This is a genomic window from Devosia psychrophila (genome assembly GCF_000971275.1).
Taxonomy (GTDB): Bacteria; Pseudomonadota; Alphaproteobacteria; order Rhizobiales; family Devosiaceae; genus Devosia; species Devosia psychrophila.
The window spans coordinates 31,343-44,349 of sequence record NZ_LAPV01000129.1; the positions used below are offsets into that span (position 1 = coordinate 31,343).

11 protein-coding genes and 1 pseudogene are annotated in these 13,007 nt (G+C 61.9%); 6 read left to right on the forward strand and 6 right to left on the reverse strand.

Annotated elements, in window-relative coordinates; all coding sequences use genetic code 11:
• Positions 1 to 74: 74 nt before the first annotated feature.
• Positions 75 to 911, reverse strand: a complete 837-nt coding sequence (locus WH91_RS12370) for a transglutaminase-like domain-containing protein (protein ID WP_046171320.1) — start codon at positions 909 to 911, stop codon at positions 75 to 77.
• A 258-nt stretch (positions 912 to 1,169) separates the two neighbouring features.
• Here WH91_RS12370 and WH91_RS12375 point away from each other — a divergent pair.
• Both WH91_RS12375 and WH91_RS12380 read left to right on the forward strand, forming a co-directional pair.
• Positions 1,170 to 2,954: pseudogene (locus tag WH91_RS12375) on the forward strand (cation:proton antiporter domain-containing protein); the annotation flags it as partial.
• Between the two features lie 802 nt (positions 2,955 to 3,756).
• Positions 3,757 to 4,185, forward strand: coding sequence for an RrF2 family transcriptional regulator (locus WH91_RS12380; RefSeq protein WP_046171321.1), 429 nt, complete (start codon positions 3,757 to 3,759; stop codon positions 4,183 to 4,185).
• Between the two features lie 158 nt (positions 4,186 to 4,343).
• Here the strand turns inward: WH91_RS12380 and purU are convergent, their stop codons facing one another.
• The 5 genes from purU to WH91_RS12405 all read right to left on the reverse strand — a co-directional run bounded on the left by purU (position 4,344) and on the right by WH91_RS12405 (position 9,821).
• A complete protein-coding gene (gene purU / locus WH91_RS12385) occupies positions 4,344 to 5,198 on the reverse strand; it encodes a formyltetrahydrofolate deformylase (RefSeq protein ID WP_046171322.1) in 855 nt (284 codons plus the stop codon).
• A gap of 367 nt (positions 5,199 to 5,565) precedes the next feature.
• Positions 5,566 to 6,375: an ABC transporter permease subunit gene (locus WH91_RS12390; RefSeq protein WP_046171323.1), complete on the reverse strand. Its 810-nt coding sequence runs from the start codon at positions 6,373 to 6,375 to the stop codon at positions 5,566 to 5,568.
• Position 6,376: 1 nt separating this feature from the next.
• On the reverse strand, positions 6,377 to 7,333 hold the full coding sequence (locus WH91_RS12395) for an ABC transporter permease subunit (RefSeq protein WP_046171324.1): 957 nt from the start codon (positions 7,331 to 7,333) through the stop codon (positions 6,377 to 6,379).
• Between the two features lie 87 nt (positions 7,334 to 7,420).
• The gene (locus tag WH91_RS12400) at positions 7,421 to 8,569 is read right to left on the reverse strand and encodes an ABC transporter ATP-binding protein (protein WP_046171325.1); all 1,149 of its coding nucleotides are present in this window, start codon (positions 8,567 to 8,569) and stop codon (positions 7,421 to 7,423) included.
• A gap of 169 nt (positions 8,570 to 8,738) precedes the next feature.
• Positions 8,739 to 9,821, reverse strand: coding sequence for a polyamine ABC transporter substrate-binding protein (locus WH91_RS12405; protein ID WP_046171326.1), 1,083 nt, complete (start codon positions 9,819 to 9,821; stop codon positions 8,739 to 8,741).
• A gap of 421 nt (positions 9,822 to 10,242) precedes the next feature.
• On the opposite strand from WH91_RS12405, the gene WH91_RS12410 reads away from it, so the two are divergent.
• From WH91_RS12410 to WH91_RS12425, 4 genes are read left to right on the forward strand one after another with little or no spacing between them, the layout of a single operon-like run.
• Positions 10,243 to 11,190, forward strand: coding sequence for a pseudouridine-5'-phosphate glycosidase (locus WH91_RS12410; RefSeq protein WP_046171327.1), 948 nt, complete (start codon positions 10,243 to 10,245; stop codon positions 11,188 to 11,190).
• Positions 11,187 to 12,071: a carbohydrate kinase family protein gene (locus WH91_RS12415; protein ID WP_046171328.1), complete on the forward strand. Its 885-nt coding sequence runs from the start codon at positions 11,187 to 11,189 to the stop codon at positions 12,069 to 12,071. Before WH91_RS12410 ends, WH91_RS12415 begins: the two co-directional genes overlap by 4 nt.
• 58 nt (positions 12,072 to 12,129) lie before the next feature.
• Positions 12,130 to 12,630, forward strand: a complete 501-nt coding sequence (locus WH91_RS12420) for a hypothetical protein (protein ID WP_052952809.1) — start codon at positions 12,130 to 12,132, stop codon at positions 12,628 to 12,630.
• Positions 12,631 to 12,632: 2 nt separating this feature from the next.
• A complete protein-coding gene (locus tag WH91_RS12425) occupies positions 12,633 to 12,989 on the forward strand; it encodes a DUF1304 domain-containing protein (protein WP_171910557.1) in 357 nt (118 codons plus the stop codon).
• Positions 12,990 to 13,007 lie beyond the last annotated feature (18 nt).

Sequence of the window (13,007 nt, forward strand, 5' to 3'; positions counted from 1 at the left end):
TCTCAGCCTGAGCTGAATCTCGATCGGTCCTTGGTGCTTCAGCGCTCGCTCCCACGAACGAGCCGCGCCACACGTCAGTCCCGCGTGACGCTCACGGCGTCCGTGGTCCATTCTTCGGCTTTGTCGCCATTGATGGCTTCGCTCCAGACACGGATGGGGAGGGGCATAACTTGGCCATAGATGGTGGCGAAGGCGGTATCGGCGGCGTCGCGGCCGACGCCGATACGGACCATGCCGTCGAGCGCCGCCATGCGGGTGGCGTCGAACAGATACCAGCGGTCGCCGAGATAGGCTTCGAACACCGCGTGGAAATCCTGCGGTTTAAGCTGCCAAGCGTAGCAGGAAACGAAGCGGGCCGGGATGCCGAGGGCGCGGCAGAAGGTGATGCCGAGATGGGCGAAGTCGCGGCAGACACCAGCGCGCAGCGAGAAGGTGTCGGCGGCGGTGGTGGTAGTGTCGCTGGTGCCGAACAGATAATCGACTTCGCTATTGATCCAATTGCAAATTTCAACGACGCGGCCGAAGCCGGGCTCAATATTGCCGAACTGGCGGTTGGCAAAGCGCGCCAGCTGGTCGGACGGGCAATAGCGCGATGGATTGAGGAAGGGCAAAGTGTCCAGCGGCAGCGTGGCGATCGGTACTTCGTGGATCACCGCGGGAGCCCGGTGCAAGGCATCGAGCTCGATCTGGGCCTCGTAGCGCAACTGGACCACGCCCTGTGGCACGGTGAGGCGGAGGTAGCGGTTGCCGCTTTCCTCGGAGGTTTTCTCGTCGGCGGGCAGGTTGGGCGTGATGGTCAGGCGTTCGCTAACGACGCGCTGGCGGCCGCCTCGCATGGCTTCGATGTTGAAAATCAGCGTCGCCTGTTGGGCGACGTCATAGCCAATCTCGCAGCCTACGGAAAATATCATATGCGCCCCTTTAGTCCAGTCTGCCACAACCCCGCCATATGCGGTAAGTTCCGTTTACAGGACTAAGGACACAGCGCCATAACAAAGACAAACTTGGCCCGCCTTTGAGAAAATGAAGTGTTGCGGCCAACTTGGCCAACTTGGCCGAATTGCCGAGATTTTTGACCTGGCCGCTGCTTGCGCTTCACACGGCCGTGTATCAATCTTGGCGATTGCGATTTTTCGGCAAATCCTGTTCCAGCCCAAAGCGGAGGCAATATGCACCACGATACCCCCCTGATCACAACAATCGTCGCGGGTCTGGTGCTGGCCTATATTTTCGGCATGATCGCCAACCGGCTTCGGATGCCGCCGCTGGTTGGTTATCTGTTTGCCGGTATCCTGGTGGGGCCGAACACCCCCGGCTTTGTTGCCGACCAGGCGCTGGGCGCCGAACTGGCCGAGCTTGGCGTGATCCTGCTGATGTTCGGCGTGGGCCTGCATTTTTCCCTCAAGGACCTGATGAGCGTAAGGGCGCTGGCCATTCCGGGCGCCCTGGTGCAGATCGCATTTGCGACGCTGCTCGGGCTCGGGTTGGCGATGCTGCTCGGTTGGGGCCTTGGCGCTGGACTGTTGTTTGGCCTGGCGCTCTCGGTCGCATCGACCGTGGTGCTGCTCAAGGCGCTGCAGGATCGGCGCTTGATCGAGACCGAGCGCGGACGCATTGCCGTCGGCTGGCTGATCGTCGAAGACCTCGCCATGGTGTTGGCGCTGGTTTTGATCCCGGCTATTGCGAGCCTTAATGGCACCGATACAGGCATCCATGACCCGTTCGTGTCCTTCGTCGAGCGCATTCTAGGCGGTTCGGTGGGTATCTGGGGCGTGTTGGCACTGACGGTGGTCAAGCTGGCCGCCTTTGTCGGTTTCATGCTGATCGTCGGACGCCGCGTCATCCCCTGGGCGCTGCATGGAACGGCGCATACCGGGTCGCGCGAGTTGTTCCGCCTGGCGGTGCTGGCGATTGCGCTGGGCGTAGCGCTCGGCTCGTCAGTGCTGTTCGGCGTGTCGCTGGCGCTGGGTGCGTTCTTTGCCGGCATGATCCTTTCGGAAAGCGAGCTGTCTCATCGTGCGGCGCAGGAAACACTACCGCTGCGCGATGCTTTCGCGGTGCTGTTTTTCGTATCGGTCGGCATGCTATTTGACCCCAGCATTATCGTCACGAATCCGCTGCCGGTTATAGCGACCGTGTTCATCATCGTGGTGGGCAAGTCCCTGGCGGCCTTTGCCATCGTGCTGGTGTTCAAGCGACCGGTGGGGACGGCGCTGACAATCTCGGCTTCACTCGCGCAAATCGGCGAATTTTCCTTCATTCTCGCCAGCTTGGGCGTGTCGCTGGCCATACTGCCGCCCGAGGGGCAGGACCTGATCCTTGCCGGTGCGCTGATTTCTATCGTGCTAAATCCAGTAGTGTTCTTCGCGTTGGATTTGCTGAAACCTCGCTTCGAGGCCAAGGCGGCGCAGCGACGGGACGAGGTGCCGGTGGCTGATCGCGTGCGGATCGAGCCGGGTGAAATTAGCGCGGCGGCCAAGGGGCCTATCACCACAAATGTGCCCGGAGATGCGGCGATCGACACCGGTGCGCATGGGGCCGACGACGATGTGGATACGCCGAGCAAACTCACCGATCACACCGTGCTGGTGGGATATGGCCAGGTTGGCCGCGTGGTGGCCGATGGGCTCAAGGCCCAGGGCACGCCGCTGCTGGTAATCGAGGATTCCGATCATGACGTAAGGGCGGCGCGCGAGGCAGGGCTCGACGTGCTGTTCGGCAACGCGGCGAGTAGCAATGTGCTCAAGCTTGCGAACCTGACGCACGCGCGCTCGCTGATGGTGGCGATTTCCAACGGCTTCGAGGCTGGATCGGTATGCGAGAGCGGCCGCAAGCTCAACCCGTCGATCCGCATCATCACGCGCGCCTATTCGGAAGAAGAGGACACCTATCTGCGCGGGCTGGGCGCCAATATCGTGATCCGCGGCGAGCGCGAAATCGGCATGGGCATGCTGGCCTATGCGCTTGGCGAACGGATTGACGAGACCGCCGTGGAAGTCGCGCCGGTCGAGGCGAAGCTGCCGCAAGGCGAGAATTTGCTGGAGAAGGTGGCGGCTGCGCCGGTGGCTGAGGTTGTCACAGTGGCAACTGCCGTTGCGGTGAGCGATGCCTTGGTGGCTGAGCCGGAGGCGGTTGCGGTGTTTGAGCCGGTGGCGGTGGTTGAGGCTGAGCCAGTGGCGGAACCGGCTCCCGAAGCTATCGTGGCTGAGGTGCCCTCTAGTGAGTTGGTCGTGACCGAAGTGCCGGCCGAGCCGGCAGTCGGACTGGCGGCCGATCCGGTGGTCATTGAAGTAGTTGAGTCTACCGCTGCGCCCGAGACGGTCATTATATTGCCGCCGCCGAAAGTTGTGGTTGAAGATGCGGCCGGGCTTGAGAGTGTTGTGGCGACGCCGACCGTCGGCGAAGCGCCGGCCGAGATCGACGAGGTTGTGGTGACGCCAGTTGCCGCAGAGCCTGTCGAGACCGAGACCGAGACCGAGACCGAGACCGAGACCGAGACCGAGACCGAGACTGAGACTGAGACTGAGACTGAGACTGAGACTGAGACTGAGACTGACGAGCAGGAAGAGGCCGAGGTCAATGAAGGGGGCATTGCGCCCCCGGACGAGCTTGAGGTCGAGCCTGCTGCGGATGAGAAGCGGGTGGTGCCGCCTGTTGTGCCGGAGCCGAAGATCTAGCCCTTGTCAAAAATTTAGGGTCCGGTGCATAGAGTTTTCGCGGCTGCGCCAGAAGGGCGGCCGGGGGTAGACCAGGTCGATGATTTCGCAAAAAGCCAAATATGCGCTGCGGGCGCTGGTATCGCTGGCCCGGAGCGGGCGCGACCAGTCGATGATGATCGGCGAAATTTCCAAGCAGCAGGCCATCCCCAAGAAGTTCCTCGAGCAGATATTGCTAGAGCTGAAGCGGGCAGGTTTTGTGGCCAGCCGGCGCGGACGGGCGGGCGGCTATGTGCTGCTGAAGGCGCCGGAAGAAATCATTTTTGGCGAGGTGTTGCGGCTGATCGATGGGCCGATAGCGCCGCTGCCGTGCCTGTCCAAAATTGCCTATCGCAAATGCGAGGATTGCCGGGACGAGGCAAGTTGCGAAATCCGGCATGTGTTTGAGCGGGTGACGCTGGCAACGCGAGCGGTGCTGGATACGACGAGCCTGGCGGATTCGTTAAGGCTGGAGGATTTGCCGGTTTAAGGGTGGCGGTAGCTTCGCCGGGTTTTGCCAGCGGGTACCCCCACCCAGCCTCCCCCTGATAGGGGGAGGAATCTCATAGAGTTTCGGTACGATTTAGTCCAATTCGCCGGCCAGATCCCTCCCCCTTTTCAGGGGGAGGCTAGAAGGGGGTATTCTTCCTACCCAAACACCACAGTCTTCTTGCCATTCAACATCACCCGACTTTCCAGGTGCAATTTGACGGCCCTTGCCAGCACGCGGCTTTCGATGTCGCGGCCGGCAGCGACTAGGTCTTCGGCGCTCATGGCGTGGGTGACGCGGGCGGTTTCCTGCTCGATGATCGGGCCTTCGTCGAGGTCAGGGGTCACGTAGTGGGCGGTGGCGCCGATGATCTTGACGCCGCGTTCGTGGGCCTGGTGATAGGGCTTGGCGCCCTTGAAGCTGGGGAGGAACGAGTGATGGATGTTGATGACCTGGCCGAACAGGCGGGTCGACAGATTGTCGCTCAGCACCTGCATGTAGCGGGCCAGCACGACAAGATCGGCGCCGGTTTTTTGAACCAGCGCAAGGATTTGCTCTTCCTGTTGCGCCTTGGTGTCCTTGGTCACCGGCAGCAGGTGGAAGGGGATGCCGGCGTCCTCGGCAATTTTTTGCGTGTCCGAGTGGTTGGAAATGACGGCGGCGACCTCGGCGTCGAGCCAGCCGACGCGGATCTGATATAGCAGGTGCAGCAGCGTGTGGTCGAACTTGCTGACCAGGATGGCGATGCGGCGCTTGCGGCTTTCGTCGGTCAGGGCAGTCTTCATCGAGAAGCGCTCGATGGGGGACTTGAGAGCCCGTTCGATGGCGTCGCGGCTGACGCTTTCGGGCGCGGTGAAGGCCAGGCGCATGAAGAAGCGGCCGGTTTCCTTGTCCCAGAACTGGTTGGATTCGGCGATGTTGGCATTGAGCGCCGCCAGTTCAGTGGTGACGGCGGCCACAATGCCGGGCCGATCGACACAGGACAGGGTGAGGACGTAATTGGCCGGGGACATTCTCGGAACTCCAACGCTTTTGCTGCGCGTTTCCGAACCGGAAAACCGGTGCCCACTTTTCCTGGAAACGCTGCTCGCCCAGCGGTATCAATGGCTTGAGCGGCGGCGTCAAGGGCGCAACAAAAAGGGCCATCCCATGAGGACGGCCCTTCCTGAGTATTTCGACCTCGAGGGCCGGGGGAGGCGTGTGCTAGCCGAGATCACTCCCGCTCTGCACTACAAACCCAGGACCATCTTCGAGCGCCGTAATCTCATAAGACATTGGATCACCTCCTTTACATTGGTTGAACATGCCGATGATGGTGCGCTGATTTTTTCGGTCTGTCCAGAGTGCCGTGCGAGGTCGTGATGAACGGATTCTGAACGGCTAAGGCCTTGCTCTTTTTGGCTTGGAGCGCAGCTGGATCAGGGTGGCGATGAGGACGCCGGTAGCGACGATGGCGACGATGATGGTGGCGAGGGCGTTGACGTCTGGAGAGACGCCGAGCTTGACCTTGGAAAAGATCACCATGGGCAGGGTGGAGGAGCCGGGGCCGGAGACGAAGCTGGCGATGACCAGGTCGTCGAGCGACAGGGTGAAGCCGAGCAGCCAGCCCGAAACCAGCGCCGGGGCGATGATGGGCAGGGTGATGTCAAAGAAGGTGCGGAGCGGCGAGGCGCCGAGGTCCATCGCGGCTTCCTCGACGCTACGGTCGAAATCGGCAAGGCGGGACTGCACCACGACGCAAATGTAGGCCATGGCGAAGGTCGAGTGGGCGATGACGATGGTCAGCATGCCACGACCGGCGGGCCAGCCCAGGAGACTTTCCATGGCGACGAACAGCAGCAACATTGAAAGGCCGGTGATGACGTCTGGCATCACCATGGGCGCCGAGACCATGCCGGAGAACAGGGTGCGACCGCGGAAGCTGCGGAAGCGGACCAGCGCAACGGCGGCGAGGGTGCCGAGCACCAGCGCGATGGTGGCGCTGATGGCGGCGATCTGCAGGCTCAGCCAGGCGGCGCCCAGCATTTGCGGATCGTTGAACAGCTCGCCATACCATTTGGTCGAAAATCCTGACCAGACGGTGACCAGGCGGTTCTCGTTGAACGAGAACACCACCATGGAAATGATGGGTGCGTAGAGGAAGGAAAAGCCAAGGGTTGCCGCAATGGGCAGGAACCAGCCACGGCGCATGTTACTTCTCCACCATGGCGTTCTGGGCTTTTTGCAACAGCATGATCGGGACCACGACGACGGCCAGCATGGCCACCGCGACGGCGGAAGCGCGTGGCCAGTTGGTGGCGCCGAAGAACTCGTCCCAGAGCACTCGGCCGATCATCAGGGTTTCGGGGCCACCCAGCAGAGCCGGGATAACGTATTCGCCGACGGCGGGAATGAACACCAGCAGCGAGCCGGCGATAATGCCGGGCAGCGAAAGCGGCAGGGTGATCGACATGAAGGTCTGCCACGGACGCGAGCCGAGATCGGCCGAGGCCTCGATCAGCGCAACGTCGAGCTTTACCAGCGTGGTGTAGAGCGGCAAGATCATGAAAGGCAGGTAGCTGTAGATCAGGCCGACATAGACCGCGAAATCGGTCTGCATCATTACAAGGGGCTCGATGCCAAACAGCCCGAGAAACTGGTTGATCAGGCCATTGCCACGCATGAAGCCGGTCAGTGCATAGATGCGCAGCAGGAACGACGTAAAGAACGGCAGCACCACCAGCATCAGCAGTACATTGCGCCACGGATCGGGCGCGCGGGCGATGGCATAGGCCATGGGATAGCCGACGATCAGCGTGATGACCGTGGAGATGAAGGCGATGCGGATCGAGGACAGATATGCGGCGACATAGAGGTTGTCACTGAACAACTTGATATAGTTGCTGAGGTGCAGGGTCAGTTGCACCGTGCCATCCTCGGTGGTCAGCAGCGGCGAATATGGTGGGCGACCGAACTGCTTGGTGGCGAGGGAAATGCCGAACACCAGGGCCAGCGGAATGAGGAAGAAGACGAGCAGCCACAGCACCGGCGCGATCAGCACCAGCGCCTTGCCGGAAATGCCGACCTTGGCGAGACCGCGCTCGACGGCCTTCCACGGCTTGAGCCGGCGCGGTGGGGGGAAGGAGGGGTCCGAGCTAAAGTTAGCCATGTGACATTCCCAAAAATGGGCTTAGCCGCGCTTCGCCTCTGCCTTTGGGGGAGAGGTGAAGACGGTCATGGCCTGACATTGACGCGATCATACCGTCAGCACCGAGCCGGAGGTGTCGTTCCAGGTGACGTAGACCGGTTCATCCCAGGTGATGGCGTCGGGATTGCCGCGGACGGTGTTGGTCTGGGTGACGCGCAGGCGTTTGCCGCTGTCGAGCAGGACTTGATAGACGCTCATGTCGCCGAGATAGCCGATATCCTCGACTACGCCTTTGGTGACATTGGCGTCGAAGGGTGCGTCGGGCTTGTCGCGGCTGAGCATCACCTTTTCGGGGCGGATGGCCCAGGACAGGATCTGGTCGGGGGCGCACTCGACGCCGTGGCCGACATAGATGTCACAGCCCATCTCGGCCGAGCGGAGGCGCACATGGCCGGGCTCGTCTTCGGTGACGACGCCTTCGACCATGTTGACCGAGCCAATGAAGCCGGCAACGAATTTGGAATTGGGGAATTCATAAATGTCGGTGGGCTCGCCGATCATGGCGATTTCACCCTGGTTCATCACGCCGATGCGGGTGGCGAGCGACATGGCTTCTTCCTGGTCGTGGGTTACCACAATGAAGGTGACGCCGAGGGTTTCCTGGATCTTGACCAGTTCGAACTGGGTTTCCTCGCGCAGCTTCTTGTCCAAGGCGCCAAGCGGCTCGTCGAGCAGCAACAGCTTGGGGCGCTTGGCGAGCGCGCGGGCGAGCGCGACGCGCTGGCGCTGCCCGCCGGAGAGCTGGTGCGGCTTGCGGGCGCCGTAATCCTGCAGCTTGACCAGGGTCAGCAACTCGGCGACGCGGTCGGCGATTTCGGGTTTGGGCAGGCCGTCGCGCTTGAGGCCATAGGCGATGTTCTGCTCGACATTCATATGCGGGAACAGCGCATAAGACTGGAACATCATGTTGACCGGCCGGTTGTAGGGCGCGACGTGGGTCATGTCCTGGCCGTCGATCTCGATGGTGCCCGAGGTGGGCGTCTCGAAGCCAGCCAGCATACGCAGCAAGGTCGACTTGCCCGAGCCCGAGCCGCCGAGCAGGCAGAACAGTTCAGACTTGAATATATCGAGCGACACGTCATGCACCGCCGCGACGTCCCCGAATTTCTTGGTGATGTTGCGGATGCGGACGAAGGGCGTCGCGGACGGATCGCGCCAAGGACGGGTGTCAGCGGCTATCAAAGGCTTTTTTGCCATCAGATGTTCCTGGCGGGCACGTTGGGCGAGGAGGCACGATCGGTACCTCCCCCTTGACGGGGGAGGCTAGGAGGGGGTGTTGAGAGCCCCGATATCGGGACCAAACACCCCCCTCCCTGACCCTCCCCGCAAGGGGGAGGGTGTCGACTGCGGCATATGACATAGACTTTTACTGGCCGGTTTTGATGCGGGTCCAGGTGCGGGTCAAGACTTCTTCGAAATCTGGGCTGTGGGCCTTCATGGTGAAGGCGTTGGCCAGGGTTTCGGCGGTCGGGTAAATGCTGGGGTTGGACTTCACGGCTTCATCGACGAAGGCGAGGGAGGCCGGATTGGGGTTGGCGTAGAACACCGTGTTGGTGATAGCGGCGACCACTTCGGGCTGCAGGATGTAGTTGATGAACTTGTGGGCGTTATCCGGATGCGGTGCATCGGCGGGAATAGCGAGGAAGTCGAACAGCGTCGGGGCGCCTTCTGCGGGGATCAGATAGGCAACTTTGGTGCCTTCGGCGGCATTGTCGGCGGCGATGAACATGTCGCCCGAATAGCCCATGGCGAGGCAGATTTCGCCGTTGCCGAGGTCGTCGATATACTGGCTGGAGTGGAAGTAGCGGATCGAGGGCTTGATGGAATTCATCAATTCCTCGGCCTTTGCGAGGTCTTCTTCGCTTTCGGAATTGGGGTCGAGGCCAAGATAATGTAGCGCCGCGCCGATGACTTCGGAGGGACTATCCATCACGGCGACGCCGCAGGAAGCCAGCTTGGCCACAGTTTCCGGGGCGAACAGCAGATCCCAGCTGGTGGGCGGAACATCGGTGCCGAGGGCTTCGGCGACCTTGGCGGTATTGTATCCGAGGCCGATGGTGTTGAGCATGTAGGGCACGCCATTGGCATTGTCTGGATCGACGATGGCCGCAGTCGCGAGGGCGGCCGGATCGAGATTGACCAGGTTAGTCAGTTTGGACTTGTCGAGCGGAAGGATCAGGCCGGCCATGATCTGGCGTTCGAGGAAATTGCCCGAGGGCACTACGATGTCATAGCCGGCGCTGCCGGCGAGCAGCTTGGCGTCGACGATCTCGTTATTGTCATAGACGTCGTAATTGACCTTGATGCCGGTCTCCGCCTCGAAATTGGCGATGGTGTCCTCGGCAATATAGTCGGACCAGTTATAGACGTTGAGCACGGCCTCTTCCTGGGCCAGCACGGGGCTGGCGACCAAGAGGGCGCCAATGGCAAGGGCGAGCGACTGCTTCATCTGATGGGCTCCTGTGCGGATGGTCTGGTGGTTTTTTAGTTGGCGCAACGCCGGGCGCTGCAATGAGATGCGTTATAGGCGTGGACGGTCAGGCGCTCATCTTGGAGTGCCCGTGGCGGGTCTGTCCTGAAATGCTGGTGCACAAAAGGAGCGCTCGGAAGCGCTGGGCAAATCAACTGAACTGGGCCCCGATCGGGGCGCGTATCGACCGGCGCAGAGCGCGCGATCAACAAGGGTAGTTTGCAGCGAAGTGCCCTTTCCACGCTGGCGTTACGAGGGCAACCTAGAGCCAAAATTCCGCACCGACAAGCGCTGTCGGCCAAGTTTTCTAAAGGGTTGACGCCCTGCGGCAACAAGGCGCAAAACCCGGGCCAACAGGGCCGGGACGGTCCGCAACCATATTGCATGAGCGAGTGATAAAATGAGCGCCAAGTCCTATCTTTCGATCAGCCCCGAGGTGAAGAAGGCGCTTGCCGAGGGCAAGCCGGTGGTGGCGCTGGAATCCACCATCATCACCCATGGCATGCCCTATCCGCAGAACCTGGAAATGGCGACCAATGTGGAACAGGTGATCCGCGACAATGGCGCGGTGCCGGCGACCATCGCCATCATGGATGGCCGCTTCTGCGTCGGCGTTTCGGGGGAAGATCTCGAGCGCCTGGCGCAGACCGGCGGCACGGCGGCCAAGGCAAGCCGGCGCGACGTTTCGGCGCTGCTGGTCAAGGGCGAAATTGCCGGCACGACGGTGGCGACGACGATGCAGATCGCGTCGCTGGCGGGCATTCATGTGTTTGCCACCGGCGGCATTGGTGGGGTGCATCGCGGCGCCGAGGATACGTTCGATATTTCGGCAGACCTCGAAGAACTGAGCCGGACACCGGTTTGCGTGGTTTGTGCCGGCGCCAAGTCGATCCTCGATATCGCCAAGACGCTCGAAGTGCTGGAGACCAATGGCGTACCAGTGCTGGGCTATGGCACTGACGATTTCCCGGCGTTCTGGGCGCGCCAAAGTGGCCATAAGGTGGACCACCGTTTCGATGACGTGGCCGATATTGCCAAGGTGGTCGCCATGCAGGCGGACCTCGGGATGGGCGGCGTGCTGGTGGCCAATCCCATCCCCGAAGCCGATGCGCTCGATCCCGCAGCGATCGAAGCACGCATCGCCGAGGCCATTCGTGGTGCCGAACAGGAAGGGATATCGCGCAAGGCGCTGACGCCGTTTTTGCTCAAGCGCATTTTCGAGCTGACCGACGGCAATTCGCTGGTGGCCAATATTGCGCTGGTGGAGAATAACGCCAAGGTGGCCGCAGGGATCGCCGTGGCTTTGGCCGCGCGCAATTCAGCCAAGCCCGCCACCTACCGCGCATGAGCGCAAGGGTTCTCGTCGTCGGCGACGTGATGACCGATGTCATCGTGATGCCGGAAGGGCCAATCGTCAAAGGCAGCGACCGGCGGGCAAAAGTGCGCAGCCGGCCCGGCGGCTCGGGCGCCAACCAGGCGGTGTGGCTTGGCGCCATGCAGGCCGAGGTGGTGTTTGCGGCCAGGGTCGGCGCCGACGACCTGCATATGTATGAGAACTATTTCCGCGGGCTCGGGGTGATTCCGATGCTGGCGGGCGACCGCGAACTGCCGTCGGGCGTGCTGGTGACCATTGTCGATCCGGACGGCGAGCGGAGCTTCCTGACCGACAGGGGTGCCAATCTCAATCTCAGCTCGGCGGACCTGCCGGGCAGTCTGCTCGACGGGATCGGCATGGTGATGGCGTCGGGCTACAGTTTCTTTGCGCCGGGCCCACGGGCCGCGGTGCAGGCACTGTTTGCCGAGGCGCGGGCGCGCGGCATTGCGGTGGCGGTCGATCCGGCGTCGGTGGGGTTTCTGGTCGAGGTCGGGCCAGCGGCGTTTCTCGACTGGACGGCTGGTGCGACGGCGATTTTTTCCAACGAGAGCGAGGCCGAGGCGCTGACCGGCGTGGTTGGCTACGCGGCGCAGATGCGGGCGCTGGGCAAGCGGTTCGAGACGGTGCTGATCAAGCGCGGAGCGCTAGGGGCAGCGATCGGCGGGCGGGATGGAGTGCGGGTCGAGTTGCCGGCGCCGCGTGTCGATGTGGTGGATACGACCGGGGCGGGGGATGCGTTTGCCGCCGGGTTTATTGCGGCGCAACTGGCAGGGGCGGATGAAGCGGGGGCCCTGGCGCGCGGGATCGCGGCGGGCGCCAAGGCAGTGCAGTCAATCGGCGGACAGCCGGGGTAGAGTCTGCCGCATCCCTGCTGCAATCTGGTTTATTCTGGGCGATCTGAGGAGAACCGCCATGAACCGATTTATTGCCGCCAGCGCGCTTTGTCTTGGTCTTGCCACGCCGGCCCTCGCCGATGGCAAGGTCTATGTGCAACTGCCGGACCTGTCGTCCTATGCCAACAAAGAGGCTGAGGACTTCCTCCACCAAGTGGTGCTGGCCAATGTGGTGTCTTCCAATTGTCCGGGTTTTGAGGTGACGGATGCGGAATGGTCGCTGCTGACGGATTCGGCGGACCTGTTGGCCTATGGCCAGCTCAAGCTCAGCGTCGATGATTTCGACAACCTGTTCTACAAGCCGGCATTTGGTGCACTGGATGATGCAACAACCTGCAAGACGGAAGGGCCTGCGGTGGAGACCATTCTCGCCGAGCTGGTGGCTCAGGGCGGTTCGCGCGAGCCTTTGGCTGACCAGGAGGCCGCCTACACGGAGTGGCGGGCGCTGATGGATAGTTTACAGTCTGGTCCAGCGGCGGACGAGAGCGTCGCGCCAACCGGAAAGACCAAGACCAAGTGAACCTGATCGCCAGCATTCTCATCGGCCTCGTGGCGCTGCTCCACGTCTACATCATGATTCTTGAGATGTTCCTGTGGACCGGGCCGCGCGGCCAGAAAGCGTTTGGGCTGACGCCGGAATTTGCATCGTCGACCAAGGTGCTGGCGGCAAACCAGGGGCTGTATAATGGATTCCTGGCGGCGGGGCTGTTCTGGTCGGTGCTGCATCCGAACCCGGAATTTGCCTGGCAGATTGCGGTGTTTTTTCTGGTCTGCGTCGCCGTCGCTGGCATTTATGGCGCTGCGACGTCGAGCCGGAAGATATTGTTGATCCAGACCGTGCCGGCGGTGATTGCGCTGCTGGCGGTGATTTTTCTGTAACAGTCAAAGCTACCGACC

What these genes read in the sequence shown, in the direction of transcription:
- WH91_RS12390 (WP_046171323.1), bottom strand. Translation starts at nt 6,375, where the DNA reads ATGCGCCGTGGCTGGTTCCTGCCCATTGCGGCAACCCTTGGCTTTTCC.
- WH91_RS12420 (WP_052952809.1), top strand. Translation starts at nt 12,130, where the DNA reads ATGAACCGATTTATTGCCGCCAGCGCGCTTTGTCTTGGTCTTGCCACG.
- WH91_RS12370 (WP_046171320.1), bottom strand. Translation starts at nt 911, where the DNA reads ATGATATTTTCCGTAGGCTGCGAGATTGGCTATGACGTCGCCCAACAG.
- WH91_RS12395 (WP_046171324.1), bottom strand. Translation starts at nt 7,333, where the DNA reads ATGGCTAACTTTAGCTCGGACCCCTCCTTCCCCCCACCGCGCCGGCTC.
- WH91_RS12400 (WP_046171325.1), bottom strand. Translation starts at nt 8,569, where the DNA reads ATGGCAAAAAAGCCTTTGATAGCCGCTGACACCCGTCCTTGGCGCGAT.
- WH91_RS12380 (WP_046171321.1), top strand. Translation starts at nt 3,757, where the DNA reads ATGATTTCGCAAAAAGCCAAATATGCGCTGCGGGCGCTGGTATCGCTG.
- WH91_RS12415 (WP_046171328.1), top strand. Translation starts at nt 11,187, where the DNA reads ATGAGCGCAAGGGTTCTCGTCGTCGGCGACGTGATGACCGATGTCATC.
- purU (WP_046171322.1), bottom strand. Translation starts at nt 5,198, where the DNA reads ATGTCCCCGGCCAATTACGTCCTCACCCTGTCCTGTGTCGATCGGCCC.
- WH91_RS12410 (WP_046171327.1), top strand. Translation starts at nt 10,243, where the DNA reads ATGAGCGCCAAGTCCTATCTTTCGATCAGCCCCGAGGTGAAGAAGGCG.
- WH91_RS12405 (WP_046171326.1), bottom strand. Translation starts at nt 9,821, where the DNA reads ATGAAGCAGTCGCTCGCCCTTGCCATTGGCGCCCTCTTGGTCGCCAGC.